The organism is Hyphobacterium sp. (assembly GCF_965228115.1).
Classification (GTDB): Bacteria; Pseudomonadota; Alphaproteobacteria; order Caulobacterales; family Maricaulaceae; genus Hyphobacterium.
On the sequence record NZ_OZ245794.1, the window covers coordinates 1068961 to 1084944 of the forward strand.

Genomic DNA, 15984 nt, shown 5'->3' on the forward strand with positions numbered 1-15984 from the left:
TCAGCCCGGCGCTTTGATGCGTCCATCCCGGCCATTTTGGACCAATTCTGCCGCCAGCTCGGGCGCCATCGCCCCGGCGAATAGAAACCCTTGTCCATAATCACAGCCGAGATCGGCGAGGCGCTGCGCCACAGTTTCTGTCTCAATCCCTTCAGCAACGACGGTCATGCCGAGATGCCGGGCCAGTTGCAGCACGGATTCCACGACTTTCGCCGCGCTGCCAGAACTTTCCATGGCCCGCACGAAATACCGGTCGATCTTGACAGTGTCGAAGTTGAATTGATCCAGCCTCGACAGAGAGGAATAGCCGGTCCCGAAATCGTCCAGGGCCAGTTGAATTCCGGCGGCCTTCAATTCCGCGATGACGCCAGCCGCTTTTTCCGGCTGCTTCATGATTTCTGTTTCCGCGATTTCCAACTTGTAACTGCCAGCGCGCAACCCGGCATGTTCGACCGAGGCCAGGAAGGTTGACACAAACCCATCTGACAAAAGCTCGCCAACGCTGGCATTCGCCGCCACAAAGAGCGGCACTTGCGGCCGGGCCGCCCGCCAGGCGGACAAATCCTCCGCCGCCATATGGCGCACTTTTCGGCCAATCTCGGCCAGCAAATCCAGATCATCGGCCAGCGGAATGAAATCATCCGGCCCGATCAGACCCATACCCGGCCTGTCCCAGCGGGCCAGGGCTTCAAAGCCTGCCAGCTGCCGCGTTTGCAGAGAGACGATGGGCTGGTAGTGCGCCAGAATTTCATCATCCGCGACGGCCGCCGTGACACTTGTTTCGCGATTCAACTGATGCCGGGTATCTGCTGAAAACCGTCCCGCCGGCAGCACAAATCCCTGTAAAGCCCCATCATCTGACGCCGATCCGATGAAGCGCAGATAGCGCACCGAGCCGGTCTCACCGACAAGGCGAATCCGCAAATCAATCGTGCCTGCCTTTAAGGCCGCGGCAAAGTCTGCCTGTTCGGCAGGAGCAATCCTGTCGATTAGGTCCTGAGTGCCACAGAGATCGTGTTTCAGGCCCAGCTTTTCCAGCGGCCCTTCGAATCTGGCGGTCACAGCGTCGATCTCGAACGCCACAGCACCTGAGGCACGGGCAGCAGATTCCAGAAACTCATACGTCATCGCGACGATCCCCGGCGAGGAAGGACAGCCGGTCATGATCGCGCCATTCGCCAGCAATAAAGAGAAGCTTCCGCGCGCGGCCCTCATACTGAAAGCCGATCTCCTCCAGTAATGCCCTAGAGGCGGCGTTTTCCGGCTGAACGGCGGCCTCGATCCGGTTCAGTGATAAATCCTCAAAGGCAAATGCCAAAACCCGCCGGATCGCCTGCCTTGCATAGCCTTGGCGGACATAGGGCGCGCCAATCCAGTAGCCGATATCAGCCGATTGCATCACGCCGCGGCGGATATTGTTGAGATTACACGCGCCGATCAGCACATTCCCCCGCTTACGTACCACGAAAAAAGGCGCCCCCCGGCCGTCTTTCCAGTCCAGCTCATACCGGCGCAGCCGTCCGCGATAGGCCGACCGCGTCAGCTCATCTGCCGTCCAGGTCGGTTCCCAGGGTTCGGTATGCTTACGGCTGGCCGAGCGCAGCTTGGCCCAGGCTTCATAATCGGAAGTTTGCGGTGCGCGCAGAGTAAGCTCGCGCGTGCGGAGTTCTGTTCCGGGTTGATCATCTCGCCAGAGCGCCATGGGCCGCCTCGCTTGGTCGGAATACTGGCGTTTACACCAAATCCGCTAACGCCGGGTGAAACCCAACCGCCCCGCCTGCACATGCATCACCGCGAACACACCCAAGAGCGCCAGCGCCAGCCCCCACCAGGTCAGCGCATAGCCCAGATGTTGGGAAGGCGGCACGCTGGCGAGATGCGGTGGGAGTCCATCGGACGCCGCGACAAGCCAGAAGGCAGATGTCACCGATGCCACATTCAGCGCGTCCGCTAACTCTTCAGCTTCGAACCGGTAGAATTCATCAGATGGCGGGAGGTTGGACGGCGTGAACGCTCCGGCCTCGGGCAGGCGCGAAATTGTCACCGGTCCGAAGAGCTCAAACCGTTCGCCCCTTGCCGTCTCAAAACCGGTTTGAACAAGCGCAAACGCACCATCAGCGTCGAAACATGCGGGAACGGGAACAGCGCCCATGAGCCGCCAGCCCGGCTCACCCGCTGCCGAGCGCCCCTGGAACCGGAGCCGGTTGTCACCCGAAGGCAACGGTAAAAGAACATCCCGATCAAAGAAGCTGGCACGCACCTCACAAAGCGCGGCGTCCAGCTCGATGGCCGGGCCCGAAGTGCGCCTTTCCCATGCCGCAAGCGCCTCGGCTTTCTCGCCCATCCGTCCAAACTGCCAACTGCCCAGCCAGATCAGCAGGGCCAGCGCCGGCAAGAGCACCAGCGTGAGAATGGGCATGGGTCGGAAATACATGAGCGTTTGGATCAATGCTCGTCGTTGAAGCGCGCTTCCTCAGCCGCATGCTTGAACTGCAGCCCAACCAGCACGCCCTTAAAGGGCCGCAATAAGGCCATGCACAAAACGATGGTCAGCGGCAGCCACAGCACCATGTGAACCCAGAGCGGCGGCGTCGCTGCGACCTCCAGCAGCAAGGCTGCGAAGACGATCGGAAATCCGACCACCGACATCACAAAGAAGGCTGGACCGTCGCCGGCATCCGCAAAGCTGAAATCCAGCTCGCAGTTCGAGCAGGACGGCGCGATGGTCAGATAACCGGAAAACAGGCACCCCTCGCCGCAGCGCGGGCAACGGCCTTTCACCCCGGCAATGAACGGGGACACGTGTGTCATCGGACGTTACTGGAAAGCGACGTAGACAAAGGCAAACAGGAAGAGCCAGACCACGTCCACAAAGTGCCAGTACCAGGCCGCCGCTTCCAGACCGAAATGTTTTTGCGGTGTCATGCCACCCATGATCAGACGGAGCAAACACACCGCCAGGAAAATGGTCCCGATGATGACATGCGCGCCATGGAAGCCGGTCGCCATGAAGAAGGTCGCGCCATAGAGATTGCCCGAAAAATCGAAGTGGGCGTGCGTGTACTCATAAACCTGCAGCGCGGTGAAGCCCATGCCGAGGAGAACGGTCAGGACCAGACCCTGAATAGCCCCTTTCCGATCGCCATGCTGAAGCGCGTGGTGTGCCCAGGTCACGGTGGTTCCCGACAAGAGCAGGACCAGCGTGTTCATCAACGGCAGATGCCATGGATCAAACGTCTCCACGCCCGGCGGCGGCCAGCTTTCCCAGCCGGCATAACTTGTACCGATCGCCACAGCATCCCAGCTGCCACCCGCGCGAACATCATGGAACAGCGCGCCTTCGAAGAACATCCAGAACCAGGCCACGAAGAACATGACTTCCGACAGGATGAAGAGGATCATGCCATAACGCAGGCCGATATCGACAACCGGCGTATGGTCACCGGCGCGTGATTCCCTGATCACATCGCTCCACCAGCCAACCATCGTGTAAAGGATGCCAGCAAAGCCGATGAAGAACAGGATCGGATTGCCTTCCTGGAAGAAGTAAAACTCGCCGAGACCTTTCATCCAGACGACTGCGCCCAGCATCATCACGAAAGCCGACATCGACCCCACAAAGGGCCATGGGCTCGGATTGACGAGGTGATAATCGTGTTTAACGGCACCAGCCATGTTCAAGTCTCCTGCGCGTCGTCCCTGACGAACTCTTCTTGTGTTACCGCCCGCAAATCGGGCAATCAATCCTGTGTCGTGGCCTAGCGGCGACCGGTCGCGGTCTCCGAAGCCCCCTCTGCCTGCTCAAAGAATGTATAAGAGAGCGTAATCGTTCTCACATCGTCCATCCGGCGCTCTTCCTCGATCAGCGGATCCACGAAGAACAGAACCGGCATCTCCATGCTTTCGCCCGGTTGTAGCGTCTGTTCGATAAAACAGAAGCATTCCAGCTTTGAAAAATACGGTGCGGCTTTGAACGGCGTCACATTATAGCTGGCCACGCCGGTAACCGGCCGGTCTGCATTATTCGTGACGCGATAAAACGCCAGATTGGTCTCACCCACCTGAACCGTCATCGAGGTTTGAACCGGCTCAAACGTCCAGGGCATGCCGCGCTCGGTGCTGGCGTCAAAACGGACTTCCACCACGCGGTCGAGGACCCGGTCTGCCGCCTCGGACGCCACTTGCGTGGTGCCGCCATAGCCCGTGACCTGGCAGAACAGGTTATAAAGCGGAACAGCCGCATAGGCCGCGCCGACCATGGTCACGGCGACCGTCCCCAGCGTGATCAGGAGCCGGCTATTCTTGTTCTGCAGCCACTGCTTCATCGACAACTTCCGTTAATTCACCCTGTTCCGCGCGATCGGCCATATTCTGCATCAACCGGACTGCGGTAATCGAAAACATCAACACCATGAAAGCGACCAGCGACCAGGCGATCATGATATTGCGCCGGTTGCGGGCTTTCACGAACTCGCGCTGGGCCTCGGCTTGAGGTCTTCCTATGGTCTCGCTCACAGCACACCTCCCAATGGGGTGACATAATATGCGCCGAGCGCATGCTCGGCGATCAAGGCCGCAAACAGCGCCGCGAGATAACCGATGGAGTACGCGAACAAATCGCGCGCGGCTTTATCGCCCGCGCGAACCGCATAAAGCGCGCCCTCTTCTGCCGAACCAGCTTCACCTGCGCGGGATTTGAAGATGCGCCAGGCGATCAAAAGGAAAGCCGCACCGCCGAGCGCGCCAACCGCCGCATAGAGCCATCCGCCCAGACCGGTCAGCACCGGCAACATGGCAAACGGCACCAGCACCAGAGAATAGATCAGGATTTCCAGGCGCGTCCGGGCGGGGCCCTTGGCAACCGGCATCATCGGCACACCGGCATCGGCATAATCACCGGCCTTATAGAGTGCCAGCGCCCAGGAGTGCGGCGGCGTCCAGAGAAAGATGATCGTGAACAGTATAACTGCATCCAGGGACACCGAGCCGGTGGCTGCAGCCCAGCCGATCATGGGCGGGAACGCTCCGGCGGCCCCGCCAATCACGATGTTCTGCGGCGTGCTGCGCTTGAGAATAACCGTGTAAATGACAGCGTAGAAAAAGATCGAAAAGGCCAGCAGGCCCGCAGCGACATAATTCGTCGACAGCGCCATGATAATGACCGACAGCGCGGACGCCACAACGCCAAAGCCATAAGCATCTTCCTTGCGGACTTTGCCCAGCGGAACAGGGCGCAGTCGTGTGCGGCGCATGCGCTGATCAATGTCCGCATCATACGCCATGTTCAACGCACCCGCGGCACCTGCCCCTAGCGCGAGCGCGAAAATCGCCATAGCGGCCATGAAGGGATGAATCCCGACGGGTGCGGCGACATAGCCTGCAAACGCGGTAAACACGACCAGCGTCATCACGCGCGGCTTCATCAGCGCAAGATAGTCCTGCCAACGCGCCGGAAGCGCCAGGGCCGGGTTGTCTATCGCTATGTCGTTTGTCTGCGCCATGATTGCTCAGTTGAAGTCGGGGCCGCTCAGGGCGGCCTCGAATCCTTTCCTAGTGACGGTCCGCCGTGACTTTCGGCAGCTCGTTAAACTGGTGGAAGGGCGGCGGGGAGGACAGAGTCCACTCCAGCGTTGTGGCCCCCTCACCCCAGGGGTTGTCCTGTCCACGACGACGGCGCAAGAAAATGTCCGCCAGCATCACGAAGAAGACCAGCGTCCCCACTGCCGTGATCACATAGCCCCAGCTGGAAACGGCGTTCCAGTAGGCATGGGCATCTGCATAGTCGACATAGCGGCGTGGCATGCCTTGCAGGCCCAGGAAGTGTTGCGGGAAGAAGACCAGGTTCACCCCTACAAAGGTGATCCAGAAGTGCAGCTGTCCGAGGAATTCGGAATACTTGTAGCCGCTCATCTTCTCGATCCAATAATAGAATCCGGCGAAGATGGCGAAGATCGCACCCAGCGACAGAACGTAGTGGAAGTGCGCCACAACATAGTACGTGTCATGTAGATAGGCATCGATGCCCGCATTGGCCAGCATCACACCGGTTACACCGCCAACGGTGAACAGGAAGATGAAGCCGATGGCCCAGACCATGGGAACTTTGAAGTCGATAGACCCGCCCCACATGGTGGCAATCCATGAGAAGATCTTGATACCCGTGGGCACCGCGATGATCATCGTGGCCGCCACGAAATAGGCTTTCAAATCCACATCCATGCCAACCGTGTACATGTGGTGCGCCCACACGATGAAGCCGATAAAGCCAATCGCGACCATGGCATAGGCCATGCCGAGATAGCCAAAGACCGGCTTGCGCGAGAAGGTTGAGACAATGTGCGAGATCATGCCGAAGCCCGGCAGGATCATGATGTAGACTTCCGGGTGACCAAAGAACCAGAACAGGTGCTGGAACATCACTGGATCACCGCCGCCAGCCGGGTCAAAGAAGGTCGTTCCAAAATTCCGGTCGGTCAACAGCATGGTGATGGCACCCGCCAGAACCGGCAGAGCCAGCAAAAGCAGGAAGGCTGTAATCAGCATCGACCAAACAAACAGCGGCATTTTGTGCATGGTCATGCCTGGTGCGCGCATATTGAAAATGGTCGTGATGAAGTTGATGGCCCCCAGAATGGAGGACGCCCCGGCGAGGTGAAGCGAGAGAATCGCCAAATCCATGGACGGTCCGGGGTGGCCGCTCGTTGAGAGCGGTGGATAAATCACCCATCCCCCGCCAAAGCCATTGCCTGCACCTGATCCGGGCACAAAGAGCGAGATGATCAGCAGCAGGAATGCCGGCGGCAGCAGCCAGAACGAAATATTGTTCATGCGCGGGAACGCCATGTCCGGCGCGCCGATCTGGATGGGGACAAACCAGTTCCCGAAGCCGCCAATCATGGCCGGCATGACCACGAAGAAGACCATGATCAGGCCGTGACCGGTCACGAACACATTGTAAGAGTGCTCGTTCGCCGCGAGCGCTCCCAACCAGCTTTCACCATTGAAAATCTGAATGCCGGGTTCAGCAAGCTCCCAGCGGATCACACCGGACATGGCAAACCCGATGATGCCCGCAACAATTGCGAACACCAGATACATGGTGCCGATGTCTTTATGGTTTGTGGAAAACAACCAGCGGCGCAAATCCCAGAGGCTGGGCGAGTGATCGTCGTGATGTGCTGTTGCGTCAGTCATGTCTCTTTATCTCCTCAGCGCGCGGCCATCCGGGTCTCACGGACGCCGGCCTGATATTCTGCAATGAGCGTGCGGCCGGCATCGATATCGTCGGCAGCGGCAACAACCCAGGCATCAAAAACGTCTTGCGGTACAACGTGGACCTCGATCGGCATGAAGGCATGCCGCAGGCCGCACAGCTCTGAACACTGACCGTAATAAACGCCGGTCTGCTCAGCGCGGAACCAGGTCTCGTTCAACCGGCCCGGAATAGCGTCCATTTTGATTCCGAATTCCGGAATGGTCCACGAATGGATCACGTCAGCAGCGGTCACGTTCAGGCGGACCGTCGCATCCACCGGCACAACGATCTGATAGTCCGTGGACAAAAGCCGCAGCTGGCCCTGGGCCGGATCAATCTCCTCATCCGGAATCATGTTGGCGAAGAACTCGCCAATGCCCTGATCTGGATATTCATACCCCCAATACCACTGATAGCCGGTGGCTTTGATAGTCAGATCGGCTTCGGGAACCACGTCCTGAAGATAGAGCAGGCGGAAGGACGGGATCGCGATGACGACCAGGATCAGCACGGGAACTGCTGTCCAGATAATTTCGATCAGAGTATTGTGGCTCGTCTTCGACGGAACCGGATTGGCGCGCTTGTTATAGCGGACCATCACCCACAACAGCAGCGCCAGAACAACCAGCACGATGGCCGATATGATCCACATGACCAGCGTGTGAAACTCCACGACGCTTTCCATGACGGGTGTCGCCGCTTCGCGCATACCGATTCCACCCGGAACCGGAGCGCCGACTTGTGCCATTGCTATGGCCGCAAGACCGGCCCAAACAAAGAATAGAGCGGTTAGAAATCGCATTTTATCCCCAGATGTCTTGTCGCCGCGGGGGATCCCGCGAAGCTCGGCGGAATATAGCCCCGTCTGGCATGACTGTCAGTCTGTTTACAGTGGTGATTTGTCGCATAAGGGCCAGCATGCCCAATGTCGATGAAAAACCTCCGCAAAAAGTGATTTTCATGTGATTCACATTCTCGCCTATCATTCCGGCTTGGAGGGATCATGCCAATTGGGAGGTAGGCACTATGAAATATCTCGTCACTGGCGGCATTCTGGCCGCCCTGGTTTCAGGCAGCGCAATGGCGCAGGTCACCGTGATTTATGGTCAGACACCGGCTGTACGCTGCTATGAGAATGCGGCTCAGGAAATGATCCGCGCCTCGGATCTCGACGCATGCGATGAAGCGCTTGAAACCGAATTCCTCAGCGCGCGCGACCGGCGGAGCACCTGGGTCAACAGGGCGGTTATTAATTTGAACATCGGCAATCCGGCAACCGCTTTGCAGGATCTCGACCGCGCCGTCGAGCTTGGATTCAATGGTCCGGAAATCGCGCTGAACCAGTCGACGGCCTTTGTGCATTTGCAGCAGTACGAAGCTGCGGTTGATGCTGCTACGCGTGCCCTGGATGAAGGCCTCGAAGACCAGCACAAAGCCTATTACAACCGCGCCATCGCCAATGAGCATCTCGGCCGCATCGCGGAGGCATACGCTGATCTGCGCATGGCCGTGGAAGCCGCCCCGGGCTGGCAATTGCCGGTTCAACAGCTGGAACGCTACAGCGTCTCGAACGGCAGCTGAGCGTCTGACACTGCAGGCCAGCGTCCCAACGCGCTCGCATTGGGGCAGCCGTATCGCTATGTCTAGTCTCGCATCAACTGGAGACACGACATGTCGAGCGATCCGTTTGCCCCATTCGAGTTTGACGCCGACACTGCCGTCACCGGCATTTCGGAGTCGCTGCGGGGCGCCGAAGATGGCGAGCTCTTTTTGGAGCATGGCACGTCAGAGACGCTGGTTTTCGATGATGGCCGGCTGAAAACAGCATCTTTTGACGCGGTCAGAGGCTTCGGCATTCGTTGCGTATCAGGCGAAGCGACCGGATATGCGCACTCAAGTGATCCCACACTGGAGGCCGTTCAACGCTCCGCAGCGATTGCCGCGGCCGCCCGGGAAGGCCGCACAGGCGTTTATGCCGATGCGCCCGCCGGAACGAATCGCAAGCTATATGATGCAATTGACCCGGTGTCGGAACCGGGTTTCGAAGTCAAATCCGCCCTGCTGCAGGAAATAGACGCGTATCTTCGCGCAAAAGACGCCTCCGTCGTTCAGGTTTCCGCTTCGATTGCAGGCTCAACCCGAAGCATTGGCATACTGCGTCCGGATGGCGATCTAAAAACAGACGACCGGCCACTGGTCCGCCTGAACGTCGCCGTCACCGTCGAACGCGACGGCCGCCGCGAAACCGGAACCGCCGGGGCAGGCGGCCGCGATGCTTTCGACCGGTGGATCCAGCCCGATAGCTGGAAGGGCCTTGCCGATGAAGCGCTCCGCATCGCGCGGGTCAATCTCGATGCCGTCGACATCAAGGCGGGACAAATGGATGTGGTATTAGGGCCAGGCTGGCCAGCCGTTTTGTTGCATGAAGCGGTCGGCCATGGCCTGGAAGGTGACTTCAATCGCAAAGGCACGTCGGCTTTTGCGGGCCGTATGGGCGAGCAGGTTGCTGCGCGGGGCGTGACCGTCATCGATGACGGGACGTTGGAGAAGCGCCGGGGTTCTCTCACCATTGATGATGAAGGCACTCCGACCGAACGGACGGTACTGATCGAGGACGGTATCCTGACCGGCTATATGCAGGACCGCCAGAATGCCCGCCTGATGGGCATGACCCCGACCGGTAATGGCCGCCGCGAATCCTATGCCCATCTGCCCATGCCGCGTATGACCAACACCTACATGCTCGGCGGAGCGCATGACCCGGCAGAGATGATCGCAAGCCTGGACGATGGTCTTTATGCGGTTGGATTTGGTGGCGGACAGGTCGACATCACGTCCGGCAAATTCGTCTTTCAGTGCACCGAAGCTTACCGCGTCAGAAACGGAAAGGTGGAAGAGCCGGTAAAAGGAGCCACCCTGATTGGCGACGGGCCAACGGCGCTGACCAAAATCTCCATGATCGGAAATGATTTCGCCATGGACCCGGGCGTGGGCGTTTGCGGCAAGGCCGGTCAGGGCGTACCGGTTGGCGTGGGGCAGCCCTCATTGAAAATTGCGGGTTTGACGGTCGGCGGCGCGGGCGGTTGACGCCTGATCGCAGCGAGGTGATTGAAATTACCGTCATTTAATCCATCTCGCCGGCAAAACTCTCTAGCTTGCGTCCTCATCGGGCGGGGGCCTGACAGGGGATAACTTCATGCGAGGGAAGTTTACCGTCTGCGCTGCCGCGCTGGCGCTCACAAGTACAACAAGCGCATTTGCGCAGGACACAACACTAATCGCGGAGACCGCGAACAGCTCGGCTGTTGTCGCGTTCGAGACCGCGTTTTTCACCACTTTCAATCCGGTGACCGCTCTGGATATGGTCGGCCGGGTTCCCGGTTTTTCTCTTTCCGACGGCGATACCGAAAGGCGCGGCCTGGCAGATTCTTTTGGCAATCTGCTGATCAATGGCCGGCGCCCCTCGAACAAGACCATCGGCCTCCAGACCGTCCTTCAGCGAATCAACGCCGAGGACGTTATCCGGATCGAACTGATCCGCGAGCCGGTCCCACAATATGAAATGCGCGGCCATGCGAGGCTGGTGAATGTGGTCCTGCGCGAAGGCGCTGGTTCATCCGGTTCGTGGAATACGCGCCTTCGTCATTTCGATGGCGGCCGTCTGGTCGGCGATGCCGAAGTCGCCTGGGCCACCTCACGCGGCGATACGGATTACAGCTTTGGCCTCGAAACAGATTTGAGAACGCCGCGGATCACGCGGCGCGAATCCCTGTTTGACGCGGCAGGTAATCAGCTGGAACACCGCCGCGACAATGAACAGCGCCGATACTGGGAAGTTGAACTGACCGGATCGATCGCGCACCAGTTCAGCCCGGAAACCCGATTGCAGATCGACGGGCAAGCCAACACCTGGACGTGGAATCGGCACCAATATTCTCTCGTCGATGGTTTTGCCGGCGGAACGCCCCGCCTGATCCGGTTTGAACAGTCGCAAACCTCTAACAGCGGTAGCGGCGGCTCTATCACAGCGACGCTTAACCATGATCTCTCGGACCGGCTCGCATCGACAACAACGGCTTTATGGCGCCAGTCGGAATTTTCCGATGGACCGGAGGCCTTCGAAGAATTCGATCCCGGCAATTTCGTTGAGGCGACCATTGTTTCTGTCGAAAGCGAAAGCTCCGAACAGGTTTTACGCCAGTCTTTCAATTACCAGGTCAATCTCGACCATGTCGTGGAGTTCGGTGCCGAGGCCGCCATCAACTGGCGCGAAACCTTGCTGGATGTGCAGTTCAACGACGGACAAACCATTACGCCCGTCCCATTGCCGGTCGCCAACACCCGCGTCGAGGAACGCCGCGCGGAAGTGTTCGTCAATCATGTCTGGACGATCAATGAGGCGTTGAATCTGGAATCCGGCCTGCGCTATGAATTTTCGGAAATTGAACAGACCGGGGATACTAATCAGTCGCGTAATTTCGCTTATCCTAAACCGTCCATCGCGCTGACCTGGTTGATGACAGACGACACCACCTGGCGCTTTGTGGCGGAACGTGATGTTGATCAGCTGGATTTCGGAAAATTCGCCAGTTCAATCGATGTGGCCGACAATAACGCCGTCGTTGGCAATCCGAACTATGAACCGCAACGCACCTGGACGCTGGAAGCCGAAGCCGAACGCCGGATCGGCGAGTCCGGCTCCGTCACCTTCCGGATCGGGCATGACTGGATCGAAGGCGTCGATGATTTCATCTCGGTCGTCACACCGACCGGCGTTTTCGACGCGCCCGGCAATATTGGCGATGGCACGATTTTCCGCCTCACCGGCGAATTCACGCTGCCACTGGACTCCCTTGGTCTGGATAACGCCGTGCTGGATGGCTTCATTGAATGGTATGACACCAACATCTTCGACCCGCTGACCCTGGTGGACCGGCCCTTGTCCAATCTGCGCGAATGGGAATTGCGGTTTGATTATCGCCAGACCTTCCCGGAACGGAATCTGGCCTGGGGCTGGGACTATTACTGGCTTTCGGATGGCGAGGTTTTCCGGGCCCGCGAATACCGGCTGGAGGGTTTCACCGATGGGGATCTGGATGTGTATATCGAAAGCACCCACATCCGCGGCATTACGGCCCGGTTGAGTGTTGATGGAATCATCGATCGCGGCAATGACCGCCAGCGGATCTTCTATAATGGCTCACGCGCAACGGGCGCAATCAGCGCGATCGAATATCAGGTCCGCCGCAGCGGACCGCGTTTCGCACTGGAACTCCGCGGCACGTTCTAGCGAGGTCCGCTAAAAGACAGGTGGCCGGACGCGCTCCGCGCAGATTATCGCGGATGCACGTCCTGTTCAGGGCCACCGGCTTCGGCAACCGGCAAGGCATCATTGTCTTCCGCGCGGCCATGGCCAAGACCTTTCAGCCAGAAGCTCAGAACGCCGAGGATCAGCCCCATCACGATCGCGATCATGCCAATTTGACCGAAAACGCTGCCATAGCCCTGAAGCGCTGCAGAAGGATCAAGCACCTGCCCAGCCACCGTATCGGTAGCGGTCAGGCCGGCGATCCAGCCCGCAACGTATTGCGCAAAAGCTGACGACAGGAACCAGCCTGCCATCACGAAAGACACCACGGCGGCGGGCGAGAGTTTGGTCATGGACGATAGGCCCACCGGTGACAGGCAAAGCTCCCCGGTCGTGTGCAAGAGATAGGCGCCCGCCAGGAAAACAATCGGCACGCGGTAGCTGTCATCAGCAAAATTTATGCCCCAGACCAGCACCATGAAACCAAGCCCGACCTGGATCAGGGCCAAGGCAAATTTCAGCGGTGTGTTCGGATTGTTCCGCAGCTTGGCCAGGAATGCCCAGAGGGCCGCAAACACCGGCGCGAAGATGAGGATAAAACCGGCATTAAATGACTGGGTTTGCGATGCCGTAATTGAAAAACCGAAAATCGTAAGGTCGGTATTTCGCGACGCGAACAGGTTCATTGACGACCCGGCCTGCTCAAAGAGCGACCAGAAAACTACCGAAACCGCGATCAGAATAAGCGCAAGCACAAGTCTTTGCGCCTCCACGGCTGTGCACTTGGTAAAAATGAAGAAGACCATGTATCCCAGGAAAGCCACACCGCCTGCGATCAGGATCAGGCCCAAAAGGTCAAACTCGCCGATCGAGACCGAATGCGCCTGAACCATGAACCAGACCGCTACGACGCCGACCAAACCTAGCGCATAGATCGACCATTCAAGATTCAGCGGTCCCACCAAGGGCGCCTTCAACCGGGCCTCGTCTGGCGGGGCGCCGACATGATCAGGAAGTTGAGCTTCGCCAGGGGTAAAGAACATCAGTCGGCGGCGGATGAAGACCAGCCAGCCAAACGCCATACCGACACCTGCCAGACCGAAACCGGCCCACCAGCCAACGGTCTCGCCCAGATACCCGCACAGAATAGCCGCCCAGAATGCCCCCAGATTGATGCCGTAATAATATAGCGTGAAACCGCCATCGCGGCGCGGGTCATTCTCTTCGTAAAGCTGACCTACAATGGAGGAGATATTCGCCTTCAAGAAGCCGACGCCCATGATGATAAGCGCCAGTGCCAGATAGAAGATGTTCACAAACAGCTGGTTCCGGCCAACCACTTCGGTTTCAAACTGTTCCGCCGGGATGGTGGCGGGCAGCGAGGCCGAGTCCGGCAGGCCCTCGATAATGAGATCACCATCCGGATTCGCCGAGAAGGCATATAGCCCGTCGTCAACGGACAGTTGAACATTCAGAGTTGAGCCCCGGCCTTCGGCCACAAATTCGTAGCGCTCACCATCGTAGATCAGTTCTTCCCGCGCGGATTCTCCCTCAATCCCCATGGTGAAGTGACCCGCCACAAGCAAAAGCGCGCCAAAGGCAATGGCTTTCCGGTTGCCTAGATATTTGTCCGCCAGATACCCGCCCACCAGTGGCAAGAGGTAAACCAGCGAGGCATAAGCGCCATATTGTGCATTCGAAAACGCGTCATCGAACAGGAAGTGCTGGGTCAGATAAAAGATCAGCAGACCGCGCATGCCATAGAAGGAAAAGCGCTCCCACATCTCAGCGAAAAACAGGATGTGCAACCCGCGCGGATGCTTCCGCATTTCCAGAAATACCGGCAACGCTGTTGCCAGCGTGATGATTAAACCCACGACGATAATGAACATTGTCCCGCCAACTCCCCATTGTTGGACATCCCTCGCACGAGGGTTGGCGGCACTTGATCACGGCAGTATCCCCACGACAAGCGGGGATATGTCACAAAACGGTTAGTAAGCGCAGTCGGTAAAGGCCGGTTCGACTGAATGTTCCCAGCCGGAATGATAGCGCTGCAAGAGGTCTTCTGCCGGGCTGCGGCCGCTGGCGGCAATCGCATCCAAATCGTCCAGAAATACCGCTTCATTCTCGCCATGGCCATTCAGCTTGGCACGCGCGCGCAAGCCATCGCGGGAGATGGCGAGAACCGACTTTGCGATGTCTTGAATGGTCCCTTTACGGAAAGGCGTCTTGAGAGCCGTGCGAGCCGCACCCTCGCGCAGCGCCTCTCTTTCTTCGGCACTCCAGTCCTTGACCAGCGACCACGCCGCGTCCAGCGAAGCATTATCGTAGAGAATTCCCGCCCAGAAGGCCGGTAAGGCGCATAGCCGGTTCCACGGCCCGCCATCCGCGCCGCGCATTTCAAGGAATTGTTTTAGCCGCACTTCCGGAAAAACCGTCGAAAGATGATCATCGAAGTCTTCGATCGTCGGACGTTCACCCGGCAGGATGGATAGCTTTCCATTGAAAAAGTCCCGGAAGCTCAAGCCGGTCGCATCAATAAACTCGCCCTTGCGCTTGACGAAATACATCGGCACATCAAGCACATACTCGACATAGCGCTCGAAACCCATCCCGTCGTCAAAAACCCAGGGCAACATGCCTGTGCGGTTATTGTCCGTCTTGGTCCAGATATGCGCCCGGTAGGACATGAAGCCATTCGGCTTGCCGTCGGTGAAAGGCGAATTGGCAAACAGCGCCGTGGCGATCGGCTGCAGCGCCAGCGACACGCGGAACATTTTCGTCATGGTCGCTTCGCTATCAAAGTCGAGATTGACCTGAACCGTACACGAGCGGAACATCATCTGATGTCCCAGCGTGCCCACCTTGGGCATATAGGCCTTCATCAGCCCATAGCGGCCCTTGGGCATCATCGGCACATCTTCGAGCCGCCATTTGGGCGTAAAGCCCATGCCAAGAAATCCTGCGCCGATTTCATCAGCAACGGCTTTGACTTCCTTGAGGTGGCTGTTCACTTCCGAACAGGTCTGGTGGACAGACTCCAGCGGCGCGCCTGAGAGTTCAAACTGTCCGCCGGGTTCCAGGCTGACGCTGGCCTTGTCGCGCTTCAGCGCGATCGGCTTGCCCTTTTCCAGCACAGGCTCCCAGCCAAACCGGGTCAGGCCTTCCAGCATTTTGCGGACCGTTGGCCCCTCGCCCTCATACGGCAAGGGAGAATGATCTTTCAGCGCAAAGCCGAATTTCTCATGTTCGGTGCCCAGGCGCCATTGCTCGCGCGGCTTGCAGCCCTTTGCGAGATGTGCCGCCATTTGCTCGACGGATTCGATCACCTCGCCGCCGCCACCATCTGTATAGGATCCACTCAAAGCTGGATGCTCCCCTTGCCCATGGCGCTTAGTTAGGGTCGGCCTTTCCAATG

The 15984-nt window shown here is 58.5% G+C and carries 15 protein-coding genes; 3 read left to right on the plus strand and 12 right to left on the minus strand.

The features are described 5' to 3' along the window. The 10 genes from ACO079_RS05835 to coxB form a co-directional block, all read right to left on the minus strand. Window positions 1–1164, minus strand: coding sequence for an EAL domain-containing protein (locus ACO079_RS05835; protein ID WP_421792479.1), 1164 nt, complete (start codon window positions 1162–1164; stop codon window positions 1–3). Next, on the minus strand, window positions 1118–1702 hold the full coding sequence (locus ACO079_RS05840; RefSeq protein ID WP_421792480.1) for a GNAT family N-acetyltransferase: 585 nt from the start codon (window positions 1700–1702) through the stop codon (window positions 1118–1120). Before ACO079_RS05840 ends, ACO079_RS05835 begins: the two co-directional genes overlap by 47 nt. Window positions 1703–1747: 45 nt before the next feature. Further along, window positions 1748–2419, minus strand: a complete 672-nt coding sequence (locus tag ACO079_RS05845) for an SURF1 family protein (protein WP_421792481.1) — start codon at window positions 2417–2419, stop codon at window positions 1748–1750. A gap of 26 nt (window positions 2420–2445) precedes the next feature. Next, entirely contained in the window at window positions 2446–2811 is a 366-nt protein-coding gene (locus ACO079_RS05850) for a DUF983 domain-containing protein (RefSeq protein WP_421792483.1), read from the minus strand. 6 nt (window positions 2812–2817) lie between these two features. Then, window positions 2818–3675: a cytochrome c oxidase subunit 3 gene (locus tag ACO079_RS05855; RefSeq protein WP_421792484.1), complete on the minus strand. Its 858-nt coding sequence runs from the start codon at window positions 3673–3675 to the stop codon at window positions 2818–2820. Window positions 3676–3758: 83 nt separating this feature from the next. Further along, window positions 3759–4325: a cytochrome c oxidase assembly protein gene (locus ACO079_RS05860; protein WP_421792486.1), complete on the minus strand. Its 567-nt coding sequence runs from the start codon at window positions 4323–4325 to the stop codon at window positions 3759–3761. Further along, the gene (locus tag ACO079_RS05865; protein WP_421792487.1) at window positions 4297–4515 is read right to left on the minus strand and encodes a protoheme IX farnesyltransferase; all 219 of its coding nucleotides are present in this window, start codon (window positions 4513–4515) and stop codon (window positions 4297–4299) included. Before ACO079_RS05865 ends, ACO079_RS05860 begins: the two co-directional genes overlap by 29 nt. Then, complete coding sequence (cyoE, locus tag ACO079_RS05870) at window positions 4512–5501, minus strand: heme o synthase (RefSeq protein ID WP_421792489.1); 990 nt, start codon at window positions 5499–5501, stop codon at window positions 4512–4514. Before cyoE ends, ACO079_RS05865 begins: the two co-directional genes overlap by 4 nt. Before the next feature lie 49 nt (window positions 5502–5550). Continuing rightward, window positions 5551–7194 carry a cytochrome c oxidase subunit I gene (ctaD, locus tag ACO079_RS05875; protein ID WP_421792491.1) on the minus strand — a complete coding sequence of 548 codons (1644 nt, stop codon included), beginning with the start codon at window positions 7192–7194 and terminating at the stop codon, window positions 5551–5553. Window positions 7195–7208: 14 nt separating this feature from the next. After that, window positions 7209–8057 (minus strand): cytochrome c oxidase subunit II, encoded by an 849-nt coding sequence (coxB, locus tag ACO079_RS05880; RefSeq protein WP_421792492.1) that lies wholly within the window; start codon window positions 8055–8057, stop codon window positions 7209–7211. Window positions 8058–8281: 224 nt separating this feature from the next. Between coxB and ACO079_RS05885 the strand changes: the two genes are divergently transcribed. From ACO079_RS05885 to ACO079_RS05895, 3 genes are all read left to right on the plus strand, one after another. Further along, window positions 8282–8836, plus strand: a complete 555-nt coding sequence (locus ACO079_RS05885) for a tetratricopeptide repeat protein (RefSeq protein WP_421792494.1) — start codon at window positions 8282–8284, stop codon at window positions 8834–8836. Between the two features lie 90 nt (window positions 8837–8926). Continuing rightward, window positions 8927–10342 (plus strand): metalloprotease TldD, encoded by a 1416-nt coding sequence (gene tldD / locus ACO079_RS05890; protein WP_421792495.1) that lies wholly within the window; start codon window positions 8927–8929, stop codon window positions 10340–10342. Window positions 10343–10451: 109 nt separating this feature from the next. After that, a complete protein-coding gene (locus ACO079_RS05895) occupies window positions 10452–12545 on the plus strand; it encodes a TonB-dependent receptor plug domain-containing protein (protein WP_421792497.1) in 2094 nt (697 codons plus the stop codon). Window positions 12546–12589: 44 nt separating this feature from the next. Here ACO079_RS05895 and ACO079_RS05900 read toward each other — a convergent pair whose 3' ends face one another. Together ACO079_RS05900 and ACO079_RS05905 are read right to left on the minus strand one after the other, a co-directional pair. Continuing rightward, on the minus strand, window positions 12590–14455 hold the full coding sequence (locus tag ACO079_RS05900) for a peptide MFS transporter (RefSeq protein WP_421792499.1): 1866 nt from the start codon (window positions 14453–14455) through the stop codon (window positions 12590–12592). Between the two features lie 102 nt (window positions 14456–14557). Further along, on the minus strand, window positions 14558–15931 hold the full coding sequence (locus ACO079_RS05905) for a glutamate--cysteine ligase (protein WP_421792501.1): 1374 nt from the start codon (window positions 15929–15931) through the stop codon (window positions 14558–14560). Between the last annotated feature and the right edge of the window lie 53 nt (window positions 15932–15984).